The organism is Aliidiomarina maris, from assembly GCF_003987335.1.
Taxonomy (GTDB): domain Bacteria; phylum Pseudomonadota; class Gammaproteobacteria; order Enterobacterales; family Alteromonadaceae; genus Aliidiomarina; species Aliidiomarina maris.
On record NZ_PIPK01000012.1, the window covers coordinates 52665 to 73124 of the forward strand.

General features: G+C 51.0%; 15 protein-coding genes. 8 read left to right on the top strand and 7 right to left on the bottom strand.

Annotation, left to right across the window (positions count from 1 at the left end; all coding sequences use genetic code 11):
- Complete coding sequence (gene lpxL, locus CWE07_RS11715; protein ID WP_111569973.1) at positions 1–987, top strand: LpxL/LpxP family Kdo(2)-lipid IV(A) lauroyl/palmitoleoyl acyltransferase; 987 nt, start codon at positions 1–3, stop codon at positions 985–987.
- A 17-nt stretch (positions 988–1004) separates the two neighbouring features.
- Here lpxL and glnE read toward each other — a convergent pair whose 3' ends face one another.
- Both glnE and CWE07_RS11725 read right to left on the bottom strand, forming a co-directional pair.
- Positions 1005–3905, bottom strand: a complete 2901-nt coding sequence (gene glnE / locus CWE07_RS11720; protein WP_157983269.1) for a bifunctional [glutamate--ammonia ligase]-adenylyl-L-tyrosine phosphorylase/[glutamate--ammonia-ligase] adenylyltransferase — start codon at positions 3903–3905, stop codon at positions 1005–1007.
- A 25-nt stretch (positions 3906–3930) separates the two neighbouring features.
- Complete coding sequence (locus CWE07_RS11725) at positions 3931–4593, bottom strand: CYTH domain-containing protein (protein ID WP_111569971.1); 663 nt, start codon at positions 4591–4593, stop codon at positions 3931–3933.
- A gap of 235 nt (positions 4594–4828) precedes the next feature.
- On the opposite strand from CWE07_RS11725, the gene putA reads away from it, so the two are divergent.
- Both putA and upp read left to right on the top strand, forming a co-directional pair.
- The gene (putA, locus tag CWE07_RS11730) at positions 4829–7996 is read left to right on the top strand and encodes a bifunctional proline dehydrogenase/L-glutamate gamma-semialdehyde dehydrogenase PutA (RefSeq protein WP_111569970.1); all 3168 of its coding nucleotides are present in this window, start codon (positions 4829–4831) and stop codon (positions 7994–7996) included.
- Positions 7997–8110: 114 nt separating this feature from the next.
- Positions 8111–8740, top strand: a complete 630-nt coding sequence (gene upp / locus CWE07_RS11735; RefSeq protein WP_111569969.1) for a uracil phosphoribosyltransferase — start codon at positions 8111–8113, stop codon at positions 8738–8740.
- Between the two features lie 88 nt (positions 8741–8828).
- On the opposite strand, the gene CWE07_RS11740 is transcribed toward upp, so the two are convergent.
- Genes CWE07_RS11740 through CWE07_RS11750 form a run of 3 tightly spaced genes read right to left on the bottom strand, consistent with a single transcriptional unit; the run spans position 8829 to position 14279 of the window.
- Positions 8829–9782 carry an META domain-containing protein gene (locus tag CWE07_RS11740; RefSeq protein WP_181452287.1) on the bottom strand — a complete coding sequence of 318 codons (954 nt, stop codon included), beginning with the start codon at positions 9780–9782 and terminating at the stop codon, positions 8829–8831.
- A 53-nt stretch (positions 9783–9835) separates the two neighbouring features.
- Entirely contained in the window at positions 9836–13054 is a 3219-nt protein-coding gene (locus CWE07_RS11745) for an AAA family ATPase (RefSeq protein WP_181452286.1), read from the bottom strand.
- Positions 13041–14279 carry an exonuclease SbcCD subunit D C-terminal domain-containing protein gene (locus tag CWE07_RS11750; protein WP_111570033.1) on the bottom strand — a complete coding sequence of 413 codons (1239 nt, stop codon included), beginning with the start codon at positions 14277–14279 and terminating at the stop codon, positions 13041–13043. The genes CWE07_RS11745 and CWE07_RS11750 overlap by 14 nt, the downstream gene beginning before the upstream one ends.
- Positions 14280–14519: 240 nt before the next feature.
- Here CWE07_RS11750 and CWE07_RS14595 point away from each other — a divergent pair, with 240 nt between their 5' ends.
- The 5 genes from CWE07_RS14595 (at position 14520) to CWE07_RS11775 (ending at position 17606) form a co-directional block, all read left to right on the top strand.
- The gene (locus tag CWE07_RS14595; protein WP_157983270.1) at positions 14520–14963 is read left to right on the top strand and encodes a DUF2254 family protein; all 444 of its coding nucleotides are present in this window, start codon (positions 14520–14522) and stop codon (positions 14961–14963) included.
- On the top strand, positions 14914–15462 hold the full coding sequence (locus CWE07_RS14600) for a DUF2254 family protein (protein ID WP_126819007.1): 549 nt from the start codon (positions 14914–14916) through the stop codon (positions 15460–15462). Before CWE07_RS14595 ends, CWE07_RS14600 begins: the two co-directional genes overlap by 50 nt.
- Before the next feature lie 118 nt (positions 15463–15580).
- Complete coding sequence (locus tag CWE07_RS11765) at positions 15581–16552, top strand: LLM class flavin-dependent oxidoreductase (RefSeq protein ID WP_111569964.1); 972 nt, start codon at positions 15581–15583, stop codon at positions 16550–16552.
- An 84-nt stretch (positions 16553–16636) separates the two neighbouring features.
- Positions 16637–17125, top strand: coding sequence for a gamma-glutamylcyclotransferase family protein (locus CWE07_RS11770; RefSeq protein WP_111569963.1), 489 nt, complete (start codon positions 16637–16639; stop codon positions 17123–17125).
- A 16-nt stretch (positions 17126–17141) separates the two neighbouring features.
- On the top strand, positions 17142–17606 hold the full coding sequence (locus tag CWE07_RS11775; protein WP_111569962.1) for a GNAT family N-acetyltransferase: 465 nt from the start codon (positions 17142–17144) through the stop codon (positions 17604–17606).
- Here CWE07_RS11775 and CWE07_RS11780 read toward each other — a convergent pair.
- Together CWE07_RS11780 and CWE07_RS11785 are read right to left on the bottom strand one after the other, a co-directional pair.
- Complete coding sequence (locus tag CWE07_RS11780; RefSeq protein WP_111569961.1) at positions 17601–18416, bottom strand: PhzF family phenazine biosynthesis protein; 816 nt, start codon at positions 18414–18416, stop codon at positions 17601–17603. The two genes, CWE07_RS11775 and CWE07_RS11780, sit on opposite strands and share 6 nt — an antisense overlap.
- Before the next feature lie 87 nt (positions 18417–18503).
- Positions 18504–20282, bottom strand: a complete 1779-nt coding sequence (locus CWE07_RS11785; RefSeq protein ID WP_111569960.1) for an acyl-CoA dehydrogenase C-terminal domain-containing protein — start codon at positions 20280–20282, stop codon at positions 18504–18506.
- Positions 20283–20460: the final 178 nt, after the last annotated feature.

A 20460-nucleotide genomic window follows, 5' to 3' on the forward strand; every position in this document is an offset into this window, starting at 1 on the left:
ATGACTGAATCGAAATCAACGTCTGAAGCCACGGCAGCGAAGCAAAAAGGTGCTTTACACGCACCTCAATTTCAGCGCCAGATGTTATTGCCGAAGTTTTGGCCCACATGGGCTTTGGTAGGCTTTTTGTACTTGCTGTCGTGGCTGCCCTATCGCCTACAAATGCTGTTAGGCCGGGGCATTGGCCGCTTACTGATGAAAGCTGTGCCAAAGCGCACTAAAGTAGCGCGTCGCACGTTGACATTGTCCTTCCCAGACATGCCTGAAAAGGAGCGTGAAGCACTATTGAAGCGTAATTTTGCCAATGCTGGCATGGCGCTGTTTGAAACTGGCATCGCTTGGTGGTGGCCAAACTGGCGCCTGAAACGGTTAATTAAAATTGAAGGCGAAGAGCATGTAATTGCCAATCAAAAAGCGGGTAAAGGCTTATTTGTGCTGCTATTCCATTTTTTGAATCTGGAAGTGCATGTTCGCGTAGCCGGCATGTTCCATAGCTCAGTGGGCCTTTACCGGCCGCACAATAACGCCGTGATGGAATACATTCAGACCAAAGGCCGTAGCCGGTCGAACAAATATATGATTGACCGTAAGGACGTGCGCGCTATGGTGAGCGCACTGCGCGAGGGAGAAATGGCAGGTTACCTGCCCGACCAAGACTACGGCCGTCACCGTGCGGTGTTTGCGCCGTTGTTTGCGGTGCCCGATGCGTGCACCACTCAAGGCACTAGCTTATTCGCCAACGTCAAGAATGCCACCACATTAGTCAGTGTGCTTAAACGCTTACCGAACGATCAAGGCTATTGCATTTACTTTTACCCGCCACAAGCGCCGATCCCAAGCGGGGACGTGTACGAAGACGCTTGCCGGGTTAATCGCGAGGTTGAAAAAGCGGTTGCTATGCAGCCTGACCTGTATATGTGGATGCATCGGCGTTACAAAACTCGCCCCAGCGAAGACATGCCTGATTATTACGCAGATTTAGACTAAAGGTCGCGCTGCGCGCCCTATTTCGCTGCCTCTGCGCCAGCTTTATTGACCGTTGCGCTCCCAAGTAACACTTGCCAAACGCTGAGCACTTGCTCAGCGTTTGCACTTAGGTCATCGTGACTAATGCCTTGTTGTTCAGCTAACGATAAGCGGTGATTCTTAGCGCGTAACAATTTGTAGTTATCAATCAGCACAGCCAACTGAGCTTGATTCAATAACCCCGCCTTTTCTGCGTGCTCCAATATGCGCACATTATCGGTATATGTGCAAAGCTGTGGGTACTTATCCGCGTGGGCAAGCACCAGATACTGGGTCAGAAATTCAATATCCGTCATGCCCCCGGGCATTTGCTTGATATCAACCCCCTGTGCACTGCGCTTCAGTAAGTGTTGACGCATTTTTTCACGCATGGACACGATGTCGTGGCGCAAAGCATCAAGGTCGCGAGGCTGGGCCAAATGACGCCGGCGAATCTGTTCAAAGCGACGATGCATGTGCTCGTGGCCAAACACCATACGCGCGCGCACCAAGGCTTGCAGTTCCCAGGTCCATGCTTCGCGACCTAAATAGTCGTCGTAGGTGGATAACTGAATCACCATCAAACCAGCATTGCCCGATGGGCGTAGCCGCATATCCACGTCGTACAAGACGCCGCTCAACGTGCGCGTAGTAAACAAATGCAGCACGCGCTGCGCAAGGCGCAGATAAAATTGCTGACTATCAATCGGGCGCTCACCCTGGGTTTGGGTGTCTTGAATGTCATCGCACACAAACACTAAGTCGAGATCGGAGCCGTAACCCAATTCAATGCCGCCTAACTTGCCATATCCAATCACCGCAAAGCCTGAATTATGTAAATCCCGGCCAGGTGGCGCGCCGTGACGGTCGGTCAGTTGCTGCCACGCCATCGCAACCACTTGTTCAATGACCGCCTCCGCCAAGAAGGTCAGGTGGTCGCTGACTCGCATCAGGGCCACGCCATCAGCCACATCGGCTGCCGCTACTTTTAATTGGAAGCTTTGCTTAACCTGGCGCAGTGCTTCCATTTGCGCTTCCATCTCATCCAGAGGAATACGATTTAAAAACTCTTGTACTTGTGCACGGTAACTGGTTAATTCCGGTAAATTATAAAGTTGCTGCGGATCTATCAGCTCATCGAGAAGGTGTGGGTAACGCTCAATCTGGTGTGCTATCCAAGGGCTGGCATGGCACAGCACTAATAATTGGCGTAACGCACCGGCATTATTCACCAGTAAATCAAGGTAAGCCGTCCGTGATGCAATGGTTTGCACCACAGCAAATGCACGCTGCAAACTTTCAACTGCGACGGCGCCTTGCGCAGCATATTCAACAATACGCGGAACCAATGTGGCTAATAACTCTCGTCCTCGAGTGCCTGGGCTGCGTTTGCGCACCTGCTGACGACATAATTGAATCGCTTGCCACCAGTCGCCGGCGTGGTCAGCACCTACCCCTGCCTCTTTCAGCACGTCGAGGGCTGTGGCGTCATCGAGTAAGTCCTGCCATAAAATCGATAATGCGCTGTCGTTTTCAGTTTGGAGCTCTTCCTCACTGCCCACCACATTAAGAAACTGACGATGCACCTCTTGCATATGTGCTGCGATGCGCTGCTGGCATAATTCGAAGGTCTCAAAGCCACAGGCTAATGCCACTCGTAACTGAGTGTCTTCATCTTGAGGTAAGGTCTGGGTTTGCTCGTCATTGAGTTGCTGCAGCACATGCTCGACTTTTCTAAGGGTCATGTAGGCTTCATGCAGGCGACTGACATCAGCGTTACTCAGCAGCTGCAATTTTTCGCACACGTGCAAGGCTTTAATCAATGACCGCGTCTGTAAGTCGCGCTCACGGCCGCCGCGAATTAACTGAAAGGTTTGCGCGATAAACTCAATTTCACGAATACCGCCTAAGCCGAGCTTGATATTATCGGCGACACCGCGGCGTCGAGCTTCTTGGTTAATCAAGAGTTTCATTTTGCGCAGCGCTTCAATTGCGCTGTAGTCGATATAACGTCGGTATACAAAAGGGCGCAGCATGCTAAATAACTGCTGCTCGAGCTCAGGTGTCGCATTCAGATAGCGCGCTTTGACCATAGCGTAACGTTCCCAGTTGCGCCCCTGCTCCTGGTAGTAATCTTCAAGTGCCGCAAAACTCACCGCCATGGGACCTGACTGACCAAATGGGCGCAAGCGCATGTCCACGCGAAAGACTTGGCCGTCGATGGTTTGCTGGCCCAGCAACTTAATCAGGGTTTGGCCGACCCGCGTGAAGAACACACTATGCTCAATCGACTGCCGCCCACCTTGGGTTTGCCCTCCATGTTCAAAACAAAAAATAAGGTCAATATCGGAGGAGAAATTAAGCTCCTCACCACCGAGCTTACCCATGGCTATCACCACCAAGGGCATTACCTCGCCTTGACTATCGAAAGCCTGCCCGTAGCGGGCTTGCTGAGATTTTGCTGCCCACTCAGCGGCAGCTTCTATCAATGCATCCGCAAGGCTTGAGTTTGCAGCGAGAAAATCCGGAACGGTCAGCTCTCCCATGAGATCCTGGGTAGCTAACCGTGCCATTTCAATTTGACGATAGCGGCGTAACGCGTGCATAACTTGGACTTCGCTGTCACCGCACGGTGCCAGTTGCGTCGCCAGCGCCGCTTTGTGGCTGCCGGGCTGACGCCGAAACATAGGTTCTAATGCTTGTTCGCCATAGCGCATCACGACTTTACAAACAAAATCACTGATAGCCATCGTCCAAGGTAGCCAAGCGGCAAGGGTTTGCTGACGTTGTGGCGCAGGTTCGTGCTGTTCAATAAATTGTTGCCAACGCTGCTGCGCCAATTGTTTCATTGGCTCGGGTAGCTGTTGGTAGTCAGTATGACGCGGCGCAAACTTCAGCATGGTGACTCCCGTGATGAAATGACGATTAGTGACGTGGTGATGCCGTACGAGCAGCGAGTGCAAAGCCACGTTGAGCTTTACTTTCATTGCACTCAGTCAGGTTAAACTGAGTAGAAAGTATTTTTGCTACTGCAAAGAGCCCGTCGATAGCGCCATCAAGGAGCTCTATCTCGACTTCAAAGATCCGTTCCTGCTCACCACCAGCTAAGATAAACCCTTGATCAAGCACAATTTCCAAATTGCTATGCTGTTCTGAATTCGACCACAGCCAGTGCCAGCGCCGGCGCTCAAAATCGACCTTGAACATCCGCATGAGGGCTTTATTTACCGCTGTTACATCAAGCTCGGATGGCCAAATTTGGCTATCAAACCTTGTTAAATCTGGGTTTTCCTGCTTTTCTTGAGGGAGATTGTATTCAGGGCGTTGATGCAAACCGTTGACCACGCTGCCAGCTAATTTAATCGTTTGCTCAGCCTGCTCACCGTCACTATCGCGCCAACGCCGAGTACGACAGCCTATCTTCAAACGGTGTAAGTCGCCGCTTGGAGTATCAAAATACGCATTGCTCAGGTGCAATGTGGGCTGAGGTTGGCTGTGCTGGTCTAAAAAACTAAGCAGGGCTTCAACGTCAGCTTCGCGTAGAGTGAACTTTAGTTCGCTTTCAGTCGCCGAAAGTTGTTCGGTCATATGAGTTCCGTATCAGTAATGCATGACAAGTTGTTGCCAAGCTTATGCCCTGAAAGACGAAGGCTCAAGCCGTTTTCAATCGGGATGCCAAAAGATGTTGTTTATCGCAATTCAAGGTGGCCTCAACTTTTTTAATCTGCTTAGACCACAATGGGCTTTACCGGATTAAAAATACACATATACTGGCGGCGATATTGGCGCCGACACAATTCGGCTGAGTTTGACAGGAGACGTAATGTTCAAAGCGAGTAAGGTGCTAGAGACACGCTACGAAGCGAGTCAGCTGGATGAGCTTTGGAAAGCTATTTCCGCTAATTACATAGTGGACGAAGAAAGCTATCTAAAAGAACTGATTCAACTGGTTCCAGGCGATCAAGCCACCATCGACAAGCAAACCCAGCATGCGCGGGAGCTGGTCAAGCAGGTGCGTAAAGACGCTGGCCGTGGCGAAAGTGTTGACGCGTTTTTACAGCAGTACAGCTTAGACACACAAGAAGGCATTGTGTTGATGTGTTTGGCTGAAGCACTGCTGCGTATTCCAGACGGCGCTACCGCCGATGCGCTTATCCGCGACAAGTTATCCGGTGGTGCATGGAAGAACTACCTCAAGAAAAGTGAATCTATCTTGGTGAACTCAGGCACTTGGGCGCTGAATTTAACCAACGAACTGATTAACCCCAAAGGCCGCGAAGAAGACAGCGCTGTGTCGCGTTTTCGTCGTTTGATCAAGCGCATGGGTGAGCCTGTGGTGCGCCATGCAACCTACCACGCCATGGAGCTGATGGGTAAGCAGTTCGTGCTAGGCCGCACCATTGAAGAAGCACTGAAAAATAGCCGTAAGAACCGTGATATTGGCTATACCCATGCTTATGATATGTTGGGTGAAGCCGCACTGACGATGAAAGATGCGAAGCGCTACCACACGGCATACGTTGACTCGATTACCAAGATCGCGAAAGAAAAGTTCAACAACGAAGAGAACGTGCCGCGCCCCACCATTTCAATCAAACTGTCAGCGTTGCACCCAAGATACGAAGCGTCACATCATGACCGTATTATGGATGAGCTGGCCACTGACCTGTTAGAGCTCATCAAATTAGCTCAGCAAGCCGATGTCGGTGTCACCATTGACGCCGAAGAGATGGACCGCCTTGAACTGTCGTTAGAGCTGTTTGAACGTGTATATCGTACGGGCGTGTGTAAAGACTGGCCGCGTTTCGGTTTGGTTGTCCAAGCCTATTCAAAACGTGCGTTACCAGTGTTGGTTTGGCTGAACGCGTTGGCTAAAGAAGTTGGCGATGAAATTCCAATTCGCTTAGTCAAAGGTGCCTATTGGGACAGTGAAGTTAAATTGTCACAGCAGCTGGGCTTAGACGGCTACCCGGTATTTACCCGTAAAGCGAGCACCGATGTGTCCTACATTGCTTGTGCACGCTACATGCTAAGCGACGAAACCGAAGGTCGTTTGTACCCGCAGTTTGCAACCCATAACGCACAAACCATTGTCGCGATTCAAGATATGGCTGCAGGTCGTCGCTATGAGTTCCAACGCTTACATGGTATGGGTAAAGACTTGTACAACACCGTGCTTAAGAACGAGCCAGGCCGCACAGTGCGTATTTATGCGCCAGTCGGCGCGCACAAAGACTTACTGCCCTACTTAGTGCGTCGGTTACTCGAAAACGGTGCCAACAGTTCATTCGTGCACAAGTTACTTGACCCGAACGTACCAGTCGACGACTTAGTTGAGCATCCGCTGAGCAATTTAAGCAAAAAGCCGTGCTTGCATAACGACAAGATCCCGCTGCCACTTGAAATTTTGGCACCACGCAAAAATTCTTCAGGACTTAATATGAATATTCACTCTCAAGGTGATGAGTTTTTCACCAAAGTTCGTAGTTTCCAGAATAATCACTGGCAAGGCGGCCCGATTGTGGGCGGCGAACTGATTGAAGCTGATCATCGGGTTGCGGTAACTAGCCCGCAGCAAACCACCCACCAAATGGGCACCATTGGCTGGGCCGATGCTAAATTGGCTGAAAAAGCGCTGACGCTTGCGAATAAAGCGTTCCCAGCATGGACCCGCACGTCTGCCGACGAGCGCGCGCAAAAGCTTGAAAAGCTTGCCGATTTGCTGGAAGAAAACCTGCATGAAATGATCGCGCTATGTACCCTAGAGGCCGGTAAAGGCTTGCAAGATGGTATCGATGAAGTGCGCGAAGCAGTCGACTTCTGTCGTTATTACGCGATTAAAGCCCGCGAATTAATGGGCGAAGGCGAAACCTTACCAGGGCCGACTGGCGAGAAGAACGAACTATTTGTGCAAGGTCGCGGCACCTTTGTATGTATTAGCCCGTGGAACTTCCCATTGGCGATTTTCTTAGGCCAGATCACAGCAGCGCTCGCTACTGGTAACTGTGTACTTGCTAAACCTGCTGAGCAAACGGGTCTGGTTGCCTACCGTGCAATCCAGCTAGCCCACGAAGCGGGTATCCCTGGCGACGTGTTGCACTTCTTACCGGGTAACGGTGGCGAAATCGGTGCTTACTTAGTCAGCCAAGAGAAAATTGGTGGCGTGTGTTTCACCGGCTCTACCAATACCGCCCAAGCGATTAACCGTGCACTAGCTGCGCGTAGTGGCTCAATTGTGCCATTGATCGCTGAAACCGGTGGTCAAAATGCGATGATGGTGGACTCCACCGCATTGCCTGAGCAAGTTGTCACTGACGTAGTCCACAGTGCGTTTACTAGCGCAGGTCAACGTTGTTCTGCGTTGCGTGTTTTATATGTACAAGATGACATCGCGGACCGCGTGATTGAACTGCTTAAAGGGGCGATGAAAGAGCTGACCGTCGGCGACCCAATCGACCACAAAACAGATGTTGGCCCAGTGATTGATGGCGTTGCCAAGACCACGTTGGAGCAACACATCATTGATATTCAACAAGCTGGTAAATTGATCTCTGAAGCACCGATGCCTGAGTATACTCAGGGCGGTACGTTCGTGACGCCTACAGCGATTGAAATCGATAGCATCAGCCAGCTAGTGCGCGAAAATTTCGGCCCTATCTTGCATGTGATTCGCTTCAAGCACAAAGACATCGATAAAGTCATCGATGACATTAACGGCACAGGCTTTGGTTTAACTTTCGGTATTCATAGCCGCAACGAAACCTTCGCTTATGACGTCGCACGTAAGATCAATGTCGGTAACGTATATATCAACCGCAATCAAATTGGTGCGATTGTAGGGGTGCAGCCATTCGGTGGCCAAGGCTTGTCAGGCACTGGCCCGAAAGCTGGCGGACCACACTACCTGTACGCGTTTATGACGGAGAAAACCTTCTCTGACAACATTACTGCGGTTGGCGGTAATGCAACCTTGTTGTCATTAGGTGACTAAGCGCTGTTGCGCGCCTCCACAGGAGGCGCAGACGTGCTAAACTAAGGGCAGGTTTTCCTGCCCTTTTTTATTGCTTGTAAACCATTTCCTGCAAACCATGACTTGGACACCGCTATGGCATTACATATCATTCAGCACCCTCTAGTGCAGCATAAGCTCGGCCTTATGCGCCGCGCCGACATTAGTACCAAACATTTTCGTGAACTCGCCAACGAGCTGGGTAACTTGCTTACCTACGAAGCCACCAAAGACTTTGAGCTTGAACCCACCACAATTGAAAGCTGGAACAATGAGCAGATTGAAATTCAGCAAATTAAGGGCAAGAAAGTGACTGTGGTGCCTATTTTACGTGCCGGTATTGGCATGTTAGACGGTGTGCTTAGTTTGCTCCCAAGCGCGAAAGTCAGCGTGGTGGGCTTATACCGCGATGAAGCCAGCTTACAACCGGTGTCGTACTTCGAAAAGTTTGCCGGCAACCTGGATGAGCGTTTAGCGATTGTGCTGGACCCTATGCTGGCAACTGGTGGTTCCATGATTGCGACGTTGGACATGCTAAAAGCCAAGGGCTGTCAGCATATTCGCGTGCTGGTGTTAGTTGCGGCCCCTGAGGGGGTTGAGAAAGTTCAACAGGCGCGCCCTGACGTCGATATCTACACCGCGTCCCAAGACCGGTGTTTGAATGAACATGGGTATATTCTGCCCGGCTTAGGCGATGCTGGTGATAAGATTTTTGGCACGCGCTAAATGCGCTCAGTCAATGTGCCCAGTAATAAATAAGCCCCGCACTGGCAAAGTTCGGGGCTTTTACGTGATAAAAACTGCGTGCTATGGCCTACTGCTGAAGACGCAACACACCTTCGCTGGTATGTAGTTCAAGCTGTAATACGCCGTCTTCATTGCGCTCTGGCTGCAAACCATGCACCTTGCTTAGCGCATTTAAGAACTCATACTCAACGCGCATGGCATCGCCCTCGCAAGCCATTTTAGTGCCGGCTAACTGACCGACTTCAAGGCGCTCGCCAGTGACATCGTAACCGCCAAAATAACGGTTACAGGCAGCTCGCCCAACCACTTGCATGCGTTCTTCATCATGGGTAAAGCGCAAGGTTACGTCGTAATCTGTATAGTCACTGTCATCAAGCCCTGTGACTTGCCATTCGACACCTTGTAACAGGCTCAAGGTATCACCAGCGCAACCTTGCAAGGTTTCACCGTCCTGCAAGGTAAGTTGCGCCTGCTGCGGATAGAACATGCCACTCATAGAATCCTGACAAAGTTGCTCGTCAAGCTCCAACACTAAGTCGCCATTCTCACTCTTCACCCGGCTTTTGCTGGACTCTAACGTTTGTTCTTCAATGCTAAAACTACGTTCGTCCTCACCCATGCGATGGTAAATCATGCTGCCATCTTCAATGCGTAGTGACCAAAACGGTTCATTGCCTTGTGCGCTGAATGGTTCAATCACGGCGCCAGCCTGTCGGCACGCGGGGAAGCTTTGACCATTGACTTCAAATTGCGCCTCGTAACCACGGGACCAAAAGCTTATTTGCAACTCTTCGTCATCGTTGACGTAGCGTGCGCCTGATGCGGCCTGAATAGGGCGTAACTGATGCGTTGTACCTGCATAGCTCAAACGCATATTATCGCCATCCGGAGTGACCTGAATAGCTTGGGCACCACAGTGGTAGGTAACGGTCTGTGCAGGCTCAGGGCTCGAACACGCTGCCAGCACGCCAATCGCCGCTGCGCTGAGGCTGACACCCAATATCCGCTTGGGTAAATACATAATGTGACTCCGTGGTTGTTGTGTCGTTTCCATTGTACTGGTCGGCTTTTGGTTCAGCGCGCCAGCTGTCTTACACCTGGGCCGCTTAAGCGCGAACGCCCTGCCGAGCCCAGTGTAACCTGTAATTGTGTTGGAATGCGTTCTTGCAGCGCACCCACATGAGAAATTAAGCCAATCATTTTGCCGTCTTGACGTAGGCTTGCCAAACTATCTAGCGCAACCTCCAAGGTTTCTGGATCTAAAGTACCGAAGCCCTCATCTAAAAATAACGAATCGACCCGTACCCGACTGCTGGCCATTTGCGCCATGCCAAGGGCCAACGCCAGGCTGACCAAAAAACTTTCACCACCAGACAAGTTCTTCGTGGTGCGAATTTCACCACCCTGATAATCGTCCATAACGTTCACATGCAAACCTTGCATGTGGTCGTGAATCAATCGGTATCGATCAGTCATTTTTTCAAGCTTTTCATTGGCATACGCGATCATAACGGCAAACGTCAGACCTTGCGCAAAATTTCGATAATTTTTACCATCTTGCGAACCAATCAAGCTATTAAGTGTAGCCCAATCCTGCACAAGCGCTTGTTGAGCTGTGATTTCATCCACAATGTGCGCCGACTTCTCTCGCGCTTGCTGGTCGAGTAGTAACCGTTGTTTCAAAGCCCCCAAGCCTTGCTGCAACTCACTTAGTTCACTTTTATGCTGCTGCAGTTGCGCCAAATTCCCTTGCGCATCACTGGGCTGCTTATCCATGCATTCGCGTAACTGCGTGCTCAGTTGTTGTTGCTGATCGCGAATATGCATCTCGCGTTGGCGCAAGCTCTGAGCTTGCTGTTGCAACGCATCAAAGCGCGCTTGCTCGAGCAGCGCCGACTGCATCTTGTGTAAATTGCCTTCACTGTGATTGCTATAACCAAGCTGCTGTTGGGCTTGCTCTAGTGCGGGCATTAAGCTGTCGAGTTCCTGTTGAATTTCAGCCAAACGTTGCTGCAGGTGATCTCTTTCACTTTGCACTTGCCGTTGCTGTTCGCGCGCTGTTTCATACTCCTGACGCACGCGCTCAAGGGTTTGTTCGCTATCACGCAACCGCTCCCGGTATTGTGCCTTTACATCGGCGACACTGCGACCGTCAAAATATTGGGCGCGTAATACTTTAAGTGGTTGCAGTGCCTGCTGGCACTCGGTCACTTGCTGAGCTATTTCAGTTATTTGCTGTTGCTGAGTCGAAAGCTGAGTGCTTAGCGTCTGAATTTGTTGTTGATTGTCTTGACGCTGCAGCTTGATACACTCGTATTGCGAATGCGCAGCTTGATAGCCCTGCTGCGCTTGTTGCATAAGTTGCTGCAACTGCTGCAGTGCGCGTAACATGGCCGCAGCATCGCCGTCTGCAGCAGGCTCGAATGCGACTTCCAACTGGTCTGCTGTTGACTGCCATGAGGCCCCAAGCTTCGTTACTTGGTGGTTTATCTCTGCCAATTGCTGTGCAAGTTCTTCTGTGCGTTGCTGTGCTGAGTTCAATTGCTGCGCTTGCTCGGATTGGCTCAAGGCTTGTTCAACGTTCAGCGCTTGCAGACTCTGCTGATGTTGGTTGAGCTGCTGTTTTAATGCCGCGCGCTGTTGCTCAAGCTGGCTAATCTGCTGGCTGAGTTGGTTGGTTGCGTCTTGCGCATGTTGCCCAGAGGCATGCTTGAGATGAGGGTGCTCATTGGCGCCACACAATGGACAAGGCTCGCCCTTAACCAGCACGTCACGTTGTTCAGCGAACTTGCGCTCAACATATAAACGCTGACATTGGCTGTCTAGCTGGTTTAACGCTTCCCCTAAGCGCCCCAGTTCTTTTTGATGCGCTTCAAGTTGCTGTTGCTGTGCTTCTGCGACCGGCATTGCCGCAATCGCGGCTGCTTGCTGGCTGCTTTGTTGTTGCTGTGTGAGTAACTTGCGTTGCTGAGTTTGCAATTGCGTAAGCTGCTCAATATGTTGCTCAAGCACTGCCAACGGCGCCACTAAATCAGCGCCAGCACTTTGTTGTAATTTAGCCTGCTGAGCGGCCAATTGGGTGTCTAAGTCCTGCTCGATACGCTGGTGACGTGCCAAGGTTTGGGTGGCGGTTTGCTGATACTGCCCAAGTTTTTGTCGTTGCTGCTCTAAATCGTTTAAACGTTGAGTTTGAACATCAATTTTTTGCTCTAGCGTTGCCGCAGCATCAAGCTCAGGCTCTATCGTAGCGAACGCGTGGACCTGCTGCTGATGCGTGGCCTGCGCCTGCTCATAGGCAACTTTTGCTTGGTCAAGCTCAGGTTGAAGCTGGCTTAACCGTTGCGCGGCATGCTCATGCTGCTTGAGAACTCGGTCTTGTTGCTGGCGTAGATAATCAAACTGGCGCAATTCAGCAGCATAAGGCCGCACCTGGCGGTCAGCATCCAGTAGCGTTTGTTGAGCCACAAATTGTTGCTGTTGCTGTTCGAGTTCAAGCGCACGTTGGTTCAGTTGCGCTTGGGTGTGTTGTAACGACGACAACTGAGTCACCGCATCTTGTAATTGCTGGCAGCGCGCCAGATCTTGCTCGGTCGCTTCGATACTTGCTTCTTGGCGGCTTTGCTGAGCTCGTACCTGTTCAATTTGCTCTGCCGAGAGTAGATCAATATCGTCTAACCGCGACTTAAGCTGACTCAAAGTCTCTTGATGCTGTTTGTAGGTAGCAAATACTAACTTTGATATGTGCGCATACACATCAGTACCCGTCAGTTGCTCAAGCAGTGCGCTGCGCTGGCTATCATCGGCATGTAAAAACGCTGCGAATTGCCCTTGAGCCAGTAAAACGGAGCGCGTAAAACGGCCAAAATCAAGGCCGCTCAGCGCTTCTATCGCTGGCGGCACCGCGCTTAATTTTTCCTCTAAAATGGCGCCAGTGGTTAAATCCGAGAGCTCATGGCGCGCATTTTGTAAGCTGCCTTCGGCGGATTTACGTGCGCGGTGTTGATACCAATAGGCACGATACTGGCCTTTGTCAGTAGCGAAGCACACCTCGGCAAAGCACTCACCGTGATGGCGCGCCATCATGTCATTGTCCGCTTTGGTGATACGGCCGAGGCGCGGTGTCTGGCCGTATAAAGCGAGACAAATTGCGTCTAAAATAGTGCTTTTTCCTGCGCCAGTGGGCCCGGTGATCGCGAACAAGCCCTCATTGATGTATTCCGGTTGGGTAAAGTCTATCTCCCACTCGCCACTTAACGAGTTTAAATTGCATAAGCGTAATTTAAGAATCCGCACGCGTATCCTCCTCATGCAGACGCTGAACCACTTCCTGATGCAATTCACACATCCGGTGCTGCTGCTCTGGGCTTAACTCACTGAGTGCAAGGCGTCGTTTGAAAACATCTTCGAGACTTAATTGGGCCAAGGTGTCTTCGCCTATTTCACGCTGCATCGATTGTCGACGCAACTGGCGATTACGCACCCGCAACACACGCACTAAGCTCTCAGCACCACTTTTCGACTCTAAGTGATCAGCAATACGCTGGCGTAAATCGCTGACCGCAGCCTCGCCAATATAATCAATTTCAATCCATACCGACCGCTGCGCTTGAACCAGGGTATCTAGCTCGGCAAGAATGCTTGGCATGTCGCCTCGAATACGCGCCTTGGCCTGAAACTCTGGCACTTCAATTGGCGTAATACTTGGTTCGCGGCCAGCAAAGTCGATACGCAGTACCTGCTTTTGCTGACCCACTTCGCCAAACCCCATCGCAACAGGTGCGCCGCAATAGCGAATAGTTGGGTTCTGCGCCACTTGCTGCGCGACGTGCAAGTGCCCTAAAGCAGTGTAATCAAAGGCTGCTGGAAATACGCTCGCTGGCACCTGCCCAAGGGAGCCAACATATAAATCACGCACACCGTCCCCTTCCTGCACCGCACCGCCAGTGGCAAAAAGATGGCCCATACCAATGATTGGAATATCGTGTTCGCCACGCAATTGCTCAGCGTGAGTGGCAGTCGCCTGATAATGCGCGGCTATCGCTTGGAGAATTTTGGCGTCTTTATCGGCGGCTTGCTCATACGCCTCGACTTGACGCAAGTCGCGCTCACGTAAATAGGGCACCGCGCATACTAACGCCTCTAGCTGCCCTTGATGATACAAGCTGACCACTTCGTCCGCGGGGTTGTCCCGCGCTTCGCCAACCACATGCACATTGATGGCTTTTAACAGCCCTGCTGGGGCATCTAAAAAAGAGGGCGAATCGTGATTTCCGCCAACCACCACGACGTGCCGGCAACTGGTGTCCACAAGACGCGCTAAAAACTGATAATACTGCTGCTGCGCAAGGTTGCCAGGCGTGTTGGTGTCAAAAATATCACCAGCAATCAGCAGTAACTCAATCTGCTCGGCCACTAACGTTTGCTGCAACCACTGCAGCCAAGCGGCAAATTCGTGATGCCGCTTCTGGCCGTAAAGAAGCCGGCCTAAATGCCAGTCTGAGGTATGAAGAACGCGCATAAATGTATCACCTATATGAGCAACCAAGCCGCTGCTGTGAATGCGTGGCAGAAGATAGGCCATGATAACACGCTCACTTCAACAGTCAGCGTCAGCGTTACACGGAAAAGCACAGGTTATGCGTGCGTTTTTGCTGATATTTGCAATACTCATCAGCACAGATAAATATTCGGGATGTACTATGTTATCAAAATAGCAGTGGCTTTGGGCTCAGTTAACCACCACACTTTGGAGCCGAGCATGCTGATGGTCACTACCTTCTCGCTAAGCGTCATGGTCAGCGCCTATCAAGCCGCGACGAATAATGTCACGCCGCGGGCCACCAAGCTCATTCGCCAGGACATTACCACCCAGAACGTTCTTGCCACCTTTATTGGCGCGTTTTTGTTCAGCTTAGTTGGGCTTATCGCCACCAAAACTGAGGTCTACCAAGCCAACGGTCGCTTCGTATTATTCGTGTTCACGTTATTAATGATAGTGTTTATCGTGGTCGCAATATTTCGCTGGATTGAGCACCTAACGGTCCTTGGCCGTGTCGGCTCGACCTCCGCAAAAGTTGAGGACGCTACCAGTGCGGCATTGCAATTCTGCCGTCAGCACCCTTGCTTAGGCGCACGCCATTTTGAAGAGCACTTTGAACCAGCGGACTACACCACCCGCATTGATGCCAAGCAAGTGGGCTAAGTGCGCCTTAGATGAACAGCAGCAAAGCGCGTTAGCCAGTGCGATTACCATCGCGAGCGAACGCACGTTTGAGCAGGACCCTCGCTTTGGTATCTGCGTGTTAACTGAGGTGGCGCAACGCGCGCTGTCGCCAGCAGTGAACGACCCGGGCACTGCGATTGACATCATTACCCGCCATACGCGTGTACTGGCGCCATGGAAAGACCTTGATAGCTATACGGATGAAGGAGTGCATTGCCCGCAAGTACGGATTCACCCACTCAACATTGATGATTTGCTTGCCGATGAATTTTTTCCCATTGCCAGAGACGCGGGTGAAACGCTGGAGGTGCATATTCGTTTGCATAAGGCCTTACACGCCTTGGCTGCGCAAGAATCAGTCGAGTTACGCGCAGCCGCTATACGCTGTGCACAAACCTGTTATTTATTTGCTGAGCAGAACTTACAGCTTGAGCAGCACAAAGAAATGGTCAAGCGCCTGATGTTACAACCCGACTAGGAATTCACGAATATGTCGGTGCGTTTTACCTATTGAACCTTGAAACTTTGCAGCATGACGCCATATCAAAGATATGTTGTAACTTTACCGTTTGGTAAAGTCTAAATGAGGGCATACTTTGAAACTATCGGTTTTAGACTTAGCGCCGGTTACCGCGCAAACAGATGTGGCTCAAGCACTTAAAAATTCCGCCGACCTTGCTCAACACTGTGAAGCACTGGGCTACCACAGGTATTGGTTAGCTGAACATCACAACATGCCAGGTATCGCCAGTGCTGCGACAACGGTTGCTTTAGGTTATTTGGCTGCGCATACTCAGCATATTCGTCTTGGATCGGGTGGTGTCATGTTGCCCAACCACGCTCCCTATATCGTGGCTGAGCAATTCGGGACACTCAACGCACTCTACCCGAACCGCTTTGATATTGGCTTAGGTCGGGCGCCGGGCACCGATGGCCGCACATTGCGGGCGCTACGCCGCAACCCCGCGGATGCAGAGCGCTTCCCTGACGATGTCAAAGAACTACTTGGTTACCTTGCCGAAGCGCAACCAGAAGACCCAGTAAAGGCTATTCCCGGCTATCAACAGCAGATTCCAGTGTGGCTTTTAGGTTCGAGCCTGTTTGGTGCGCAACTCGCAGCGCATTTGGGCTTGCCTTACGCATTTGCGTCGCACTTTGCCCCAGATATGCTGCAACAAGCTTTGGCTGAGTATCGACAGAATTTCAAGCCTTCGCGTTACTTGCAACAGCCTTATGCGATGGCGGTGATGAACGTATTTGCTGCGGATCATGAACAAGATGCGCGCCGTATGATGAGTTCAATGCAGCTCCAATTTGTGGCCTTGCGCCAAGGTAACCCCGGGCTGTTGCCAGCGCCTGTGGATGATATCCGTGCCCACTGTGATCCCTACGCCTTAGCCGCAGCTAACCATGCGCTTAGTTACAGTGCAGTTGGTAATGCCGCACAAGTGCAGCGCCAGGTCCGGCAGTTTGCTGAATCTACCGCAGTGGACGAAGTCATGCTAACCTGCCACGCATATGATCATGAAGCTCGAAAATATGCATTTGAAATCGCAGCAAAAATTTAGGGTAATGTGTAAAGGTGTGTTGTAAATCGCAACAATAGTTCGTTAAAATAGAACATAAGCATGCAATAATATGGAGCTTTACCCATGTACTACTTCGCCTACGGGTCGAATATGTCCAGCCGCAGGCTGTTGGCCCGTGTACCCAGCGCAAGGAGCTTAGGGGTCGCTCACTTACACGGCTATGAAATGAGTTTTCGTAAGCGCAGTCATGATGGTTCCGCCAAGTGCACTGTAGTGCCTAAACATGGCGCCAGTACCTTAGGTGTATTGTATCACATACCGGACGATCAGCGTTACACCCTTGATAGAATTGAAGGGCAAGGCTTTGGCTATGACGCACAAGATGTGCGGATTACCACCCAAAGCGGCAGCCAGGTCACTGCGTTTACTTATTTAGGTACTGATACTGAAAATGAACTCGAACCCTATACTTGGTACGTAGAGCATGTTGTCAGAGGCGCGCGTGAGCACGGTATTGCCCAGCAATATATTGATAAAATTGAGGCAGTACCAAGCAAGCCAGACCCGGATGCCGGTCGCCATCAATTTGAATTGTCTATTTACGATCGTTAGTTGAGGCACACCAAATTTGAGCCCCAAATTATCCACTTTGCACCCACTGACCGAAGCCACCCCGCTCGATATACCAGCGATTGCAGCCCTTGAATTTGAATACTACGCGCAAGAATCATTTAGTGCTGGCGTGTTTTATCAAGCCATAGCCCAGTGGCCGTCCCCACTTTGGGTGGTCAAAGAAGGCCAGCAGTTACTCGGCTATGCGTTGATTGGGCCAGGGAAGGACACCCAAGAAGCTTGGATTATGGCTGCGTTAGTTGCACATGAGGGACGCGGCAAAGGTATTGGTAAGGCGTTGTGCCAAGCGTGTATCGAATCGGCTTCAGCGCGTGGCGTGCGCGAGCTCAAATTGACAGTAGCGCCAGACAACCAAGTTGCAGTTGGCTTATATCAGCAACTTGGCTTTACCACAGTCACCATAGTGGCAGACTTCTTTGGCCCCGGAGAAGACCGCTTGCTGATGTCGCTAGCACTATAACGCTAAATGCACGGTGGCTGTCATATAGGTTACCGCATGGCCGCGCAGCTTAACCCTTGAACCGATAACTTCACATTCAATCACCCCTCCCCGTGTGGATAATTGCTGACCAGTCAGCACGTTACCGCGGTTCAACTGAGCTTGCCAATACGGCGCTAACTGACAATGTGCTGACCCCGTGACTGGGTCTTCATTGACCTCTAACTTTGGAAAGAAACAGCGACTGACAAAGTCATGGGTGGTGCCTTTTGCAGTGACCACCACTCCTCGCTCTGGCAATTGACGCAACGCTTTCATGTCTGGCTTTAAGCGTCTTACTTCATCTTCATTCGCCATCACAGCGATATAATCAAAACCTAGCCAAACTTCCTGGGGCTCAACACCTAATCCCCCAATCAAAGCGGTTGGTACGCTGACAGATGTCAGTTCAGTGGCTGGGAAATCAAGTTCTAACATCCCAGACGCCAGTTGCGTGACCGTTAGCATGCCACTACGGGTTTTAAAACGGATTGTTTGCTGGCTGACCCCCACGTGTTGGAATAAAACATGCCCGCTAGCAAGCGTCGCGTGGCCACATAAATCAACTTCAGCGGCTGGGGTGAACCAGCGCAACTCATAGTCGAACGAGTTTAATTCATGGGCTTTGGCTGGGCGCAGATAGGCGGTTTCAGACAAGTTATTTTCCATCGCCATGGCACGCATTAAGCTTTCTTGCGGCCACTTATCGAAAATCATCACCGCCGCGGGGTTGCCGCCAAAGACTTGCTGAGTGAACGCATCGACCTGATACATTGTGATACTGTCTGACATGGTTTGAACTGCCTCTATTAAGCCAGTAAAAAAAGCAAGGCCACCCGAAGGTGGCCTTGTATCATAAAGTATATTTAGGCTTAAGGTCTAGAAGTCACCTTCATCGTGTGCATACAAACTCTCGGACCCAGCCGCTATTGCACCAGCCAAACCGTGGATGCGCGGCAAGATTTTAGCAAAGTAGAAACGCGCGGTTTTCACCTTGGCGGCGTAGAACGTGTCCGTGCTGCCACTTGCTTCGGCAACCAATGCCATGCGTAACCAAAGGTACGCATAAATGACATAACCAAGTAAGTGCAGGTATTCCACCGCAAGGCTATTGATAATATTTTCATCATCACCGACACGGCTCAGAATCTTCGCTGTCAGTTGTTGCACCAACTCGACCGCTTGGCCAAGTTGTTCACTTTCTGCAGACCAAGCAGGGCCGGCTTGCTGCAACGTGGCTTGAATATCATTAAGCAATGGCTGCAACATTGCTCCGCGTGAACCTGCGACTTTACGCCCCAATAAATCAAGTGCCTGAATGCCATTGGTGCCTTCGTAAATTTGTGCAATGCGGCAATCGCGTACCCATTGCTCTTGACCCCACTCGCGCACATAACCGTGGCCACCTAATATTTGCTGGCCGTGAATGGTGCTTTCTAAGCCAGTATCGGTCATAAAGGCTTTAGCAATCGGGGTTAACAATGCCACTAAGGTATCGGCCGCTTCGCGTTCACTCGCATCTTGAGCGTATTTCGCACGGTCCAGTTGCTGACCTACGTAGCTGGAAAACGCTCGGCCGCCTTCAATAAAGGCTTTCATCGTCAGCAGCATGCGGCGAATGTCGCCATGCACGATAAGCGGATCGGCACTCGCATTTGGGTCTTGAGTTGCTTTCGCGCCACGACCCTGGCGACGATCCTTAGCATACGCTAATGCCGTGCTGTAAGAGCGCGCAGCAGCACCCAAGCCTTGAATACCCACACCTAGACGCTCGTAGTTCATCATTGTGAACATGGCTGCAAGACCGCGATTCGGCTCACCAACTAACCAACCTTGCGCGCCATCAAAGTTCATTACACAGGTTGCTGAACCATGAATACCCATTTTATGCTCTACCGATCCAGCGCTCACTGCGTTGCGCTGACCCAATGACCCATCGTCATTCACTAACACTTTAGGCACCAGGAATAATGAAATACCCTTGCTGCCAGCAGGTGCATCGGGAAGCTTGGCCAGCACTAAATGGATAATGTTGTCGGTAAGGTCATGTTCGCCGCCAGTGATAAAAATTTTGGTGCCGGTAATGGCAAAGCTGCCATCCGCCTGAGGCTCTGCTTTGGTACGAATGATACCTAAATCGGTACCTGCATGCGGCTCGGTTAAGCACATGGTGCCGGTCCATTCACCTGATGCCATACGCGGAATATACTGTTGCTTCAGCTCATCGCTCGCATGAGAATCCAGCGCGATAATGGCGCCAGCAGTCAGTCCTGGGTACAATGAAAATGAAATATCCGCAGCACACATCATTTCTTCGTATTGTGCAGAAATAATTTTTGGTAAACCCATGCCGCCAAGCTCTGGACTTGCGGTCACACCGACCCAGCCACCTTCTGCCAATTGACGAAATGCCTCTTTATAGCCATCTGGTGTGGTGACTTTTGCATCCGCATAGCTGACGCCTTGCTCGTCAGCTTGACGCGCATTCGGCGCAATTAAGCCCTCAGTTACCTTGGCCGCTTCCTGTAAAATAGCAGTCGCTGTGTCGGCATCCATCATCTCTTGCAACTCAGGCATGCGCGCCCAGTCATCGGCAATATTGAATACTTCATGTAACACGAAATTCATGTCTTGTAATGACGCTTTATAGTCGCTCACAACGACCTCCTAGGGTAACTGAATTGGTTAATAATTCATCGACATCGGCGTGCAAACAAAGTTTCAAACACGCGTTTAATATGTGCGTATCATTGCAAAGCCTGAGAGCGCTTGCAACTGCAAATTTTGCAACTATTAAACCGCCTTGCGTGCTAAGGTATTGGTATTCAATTTGTTA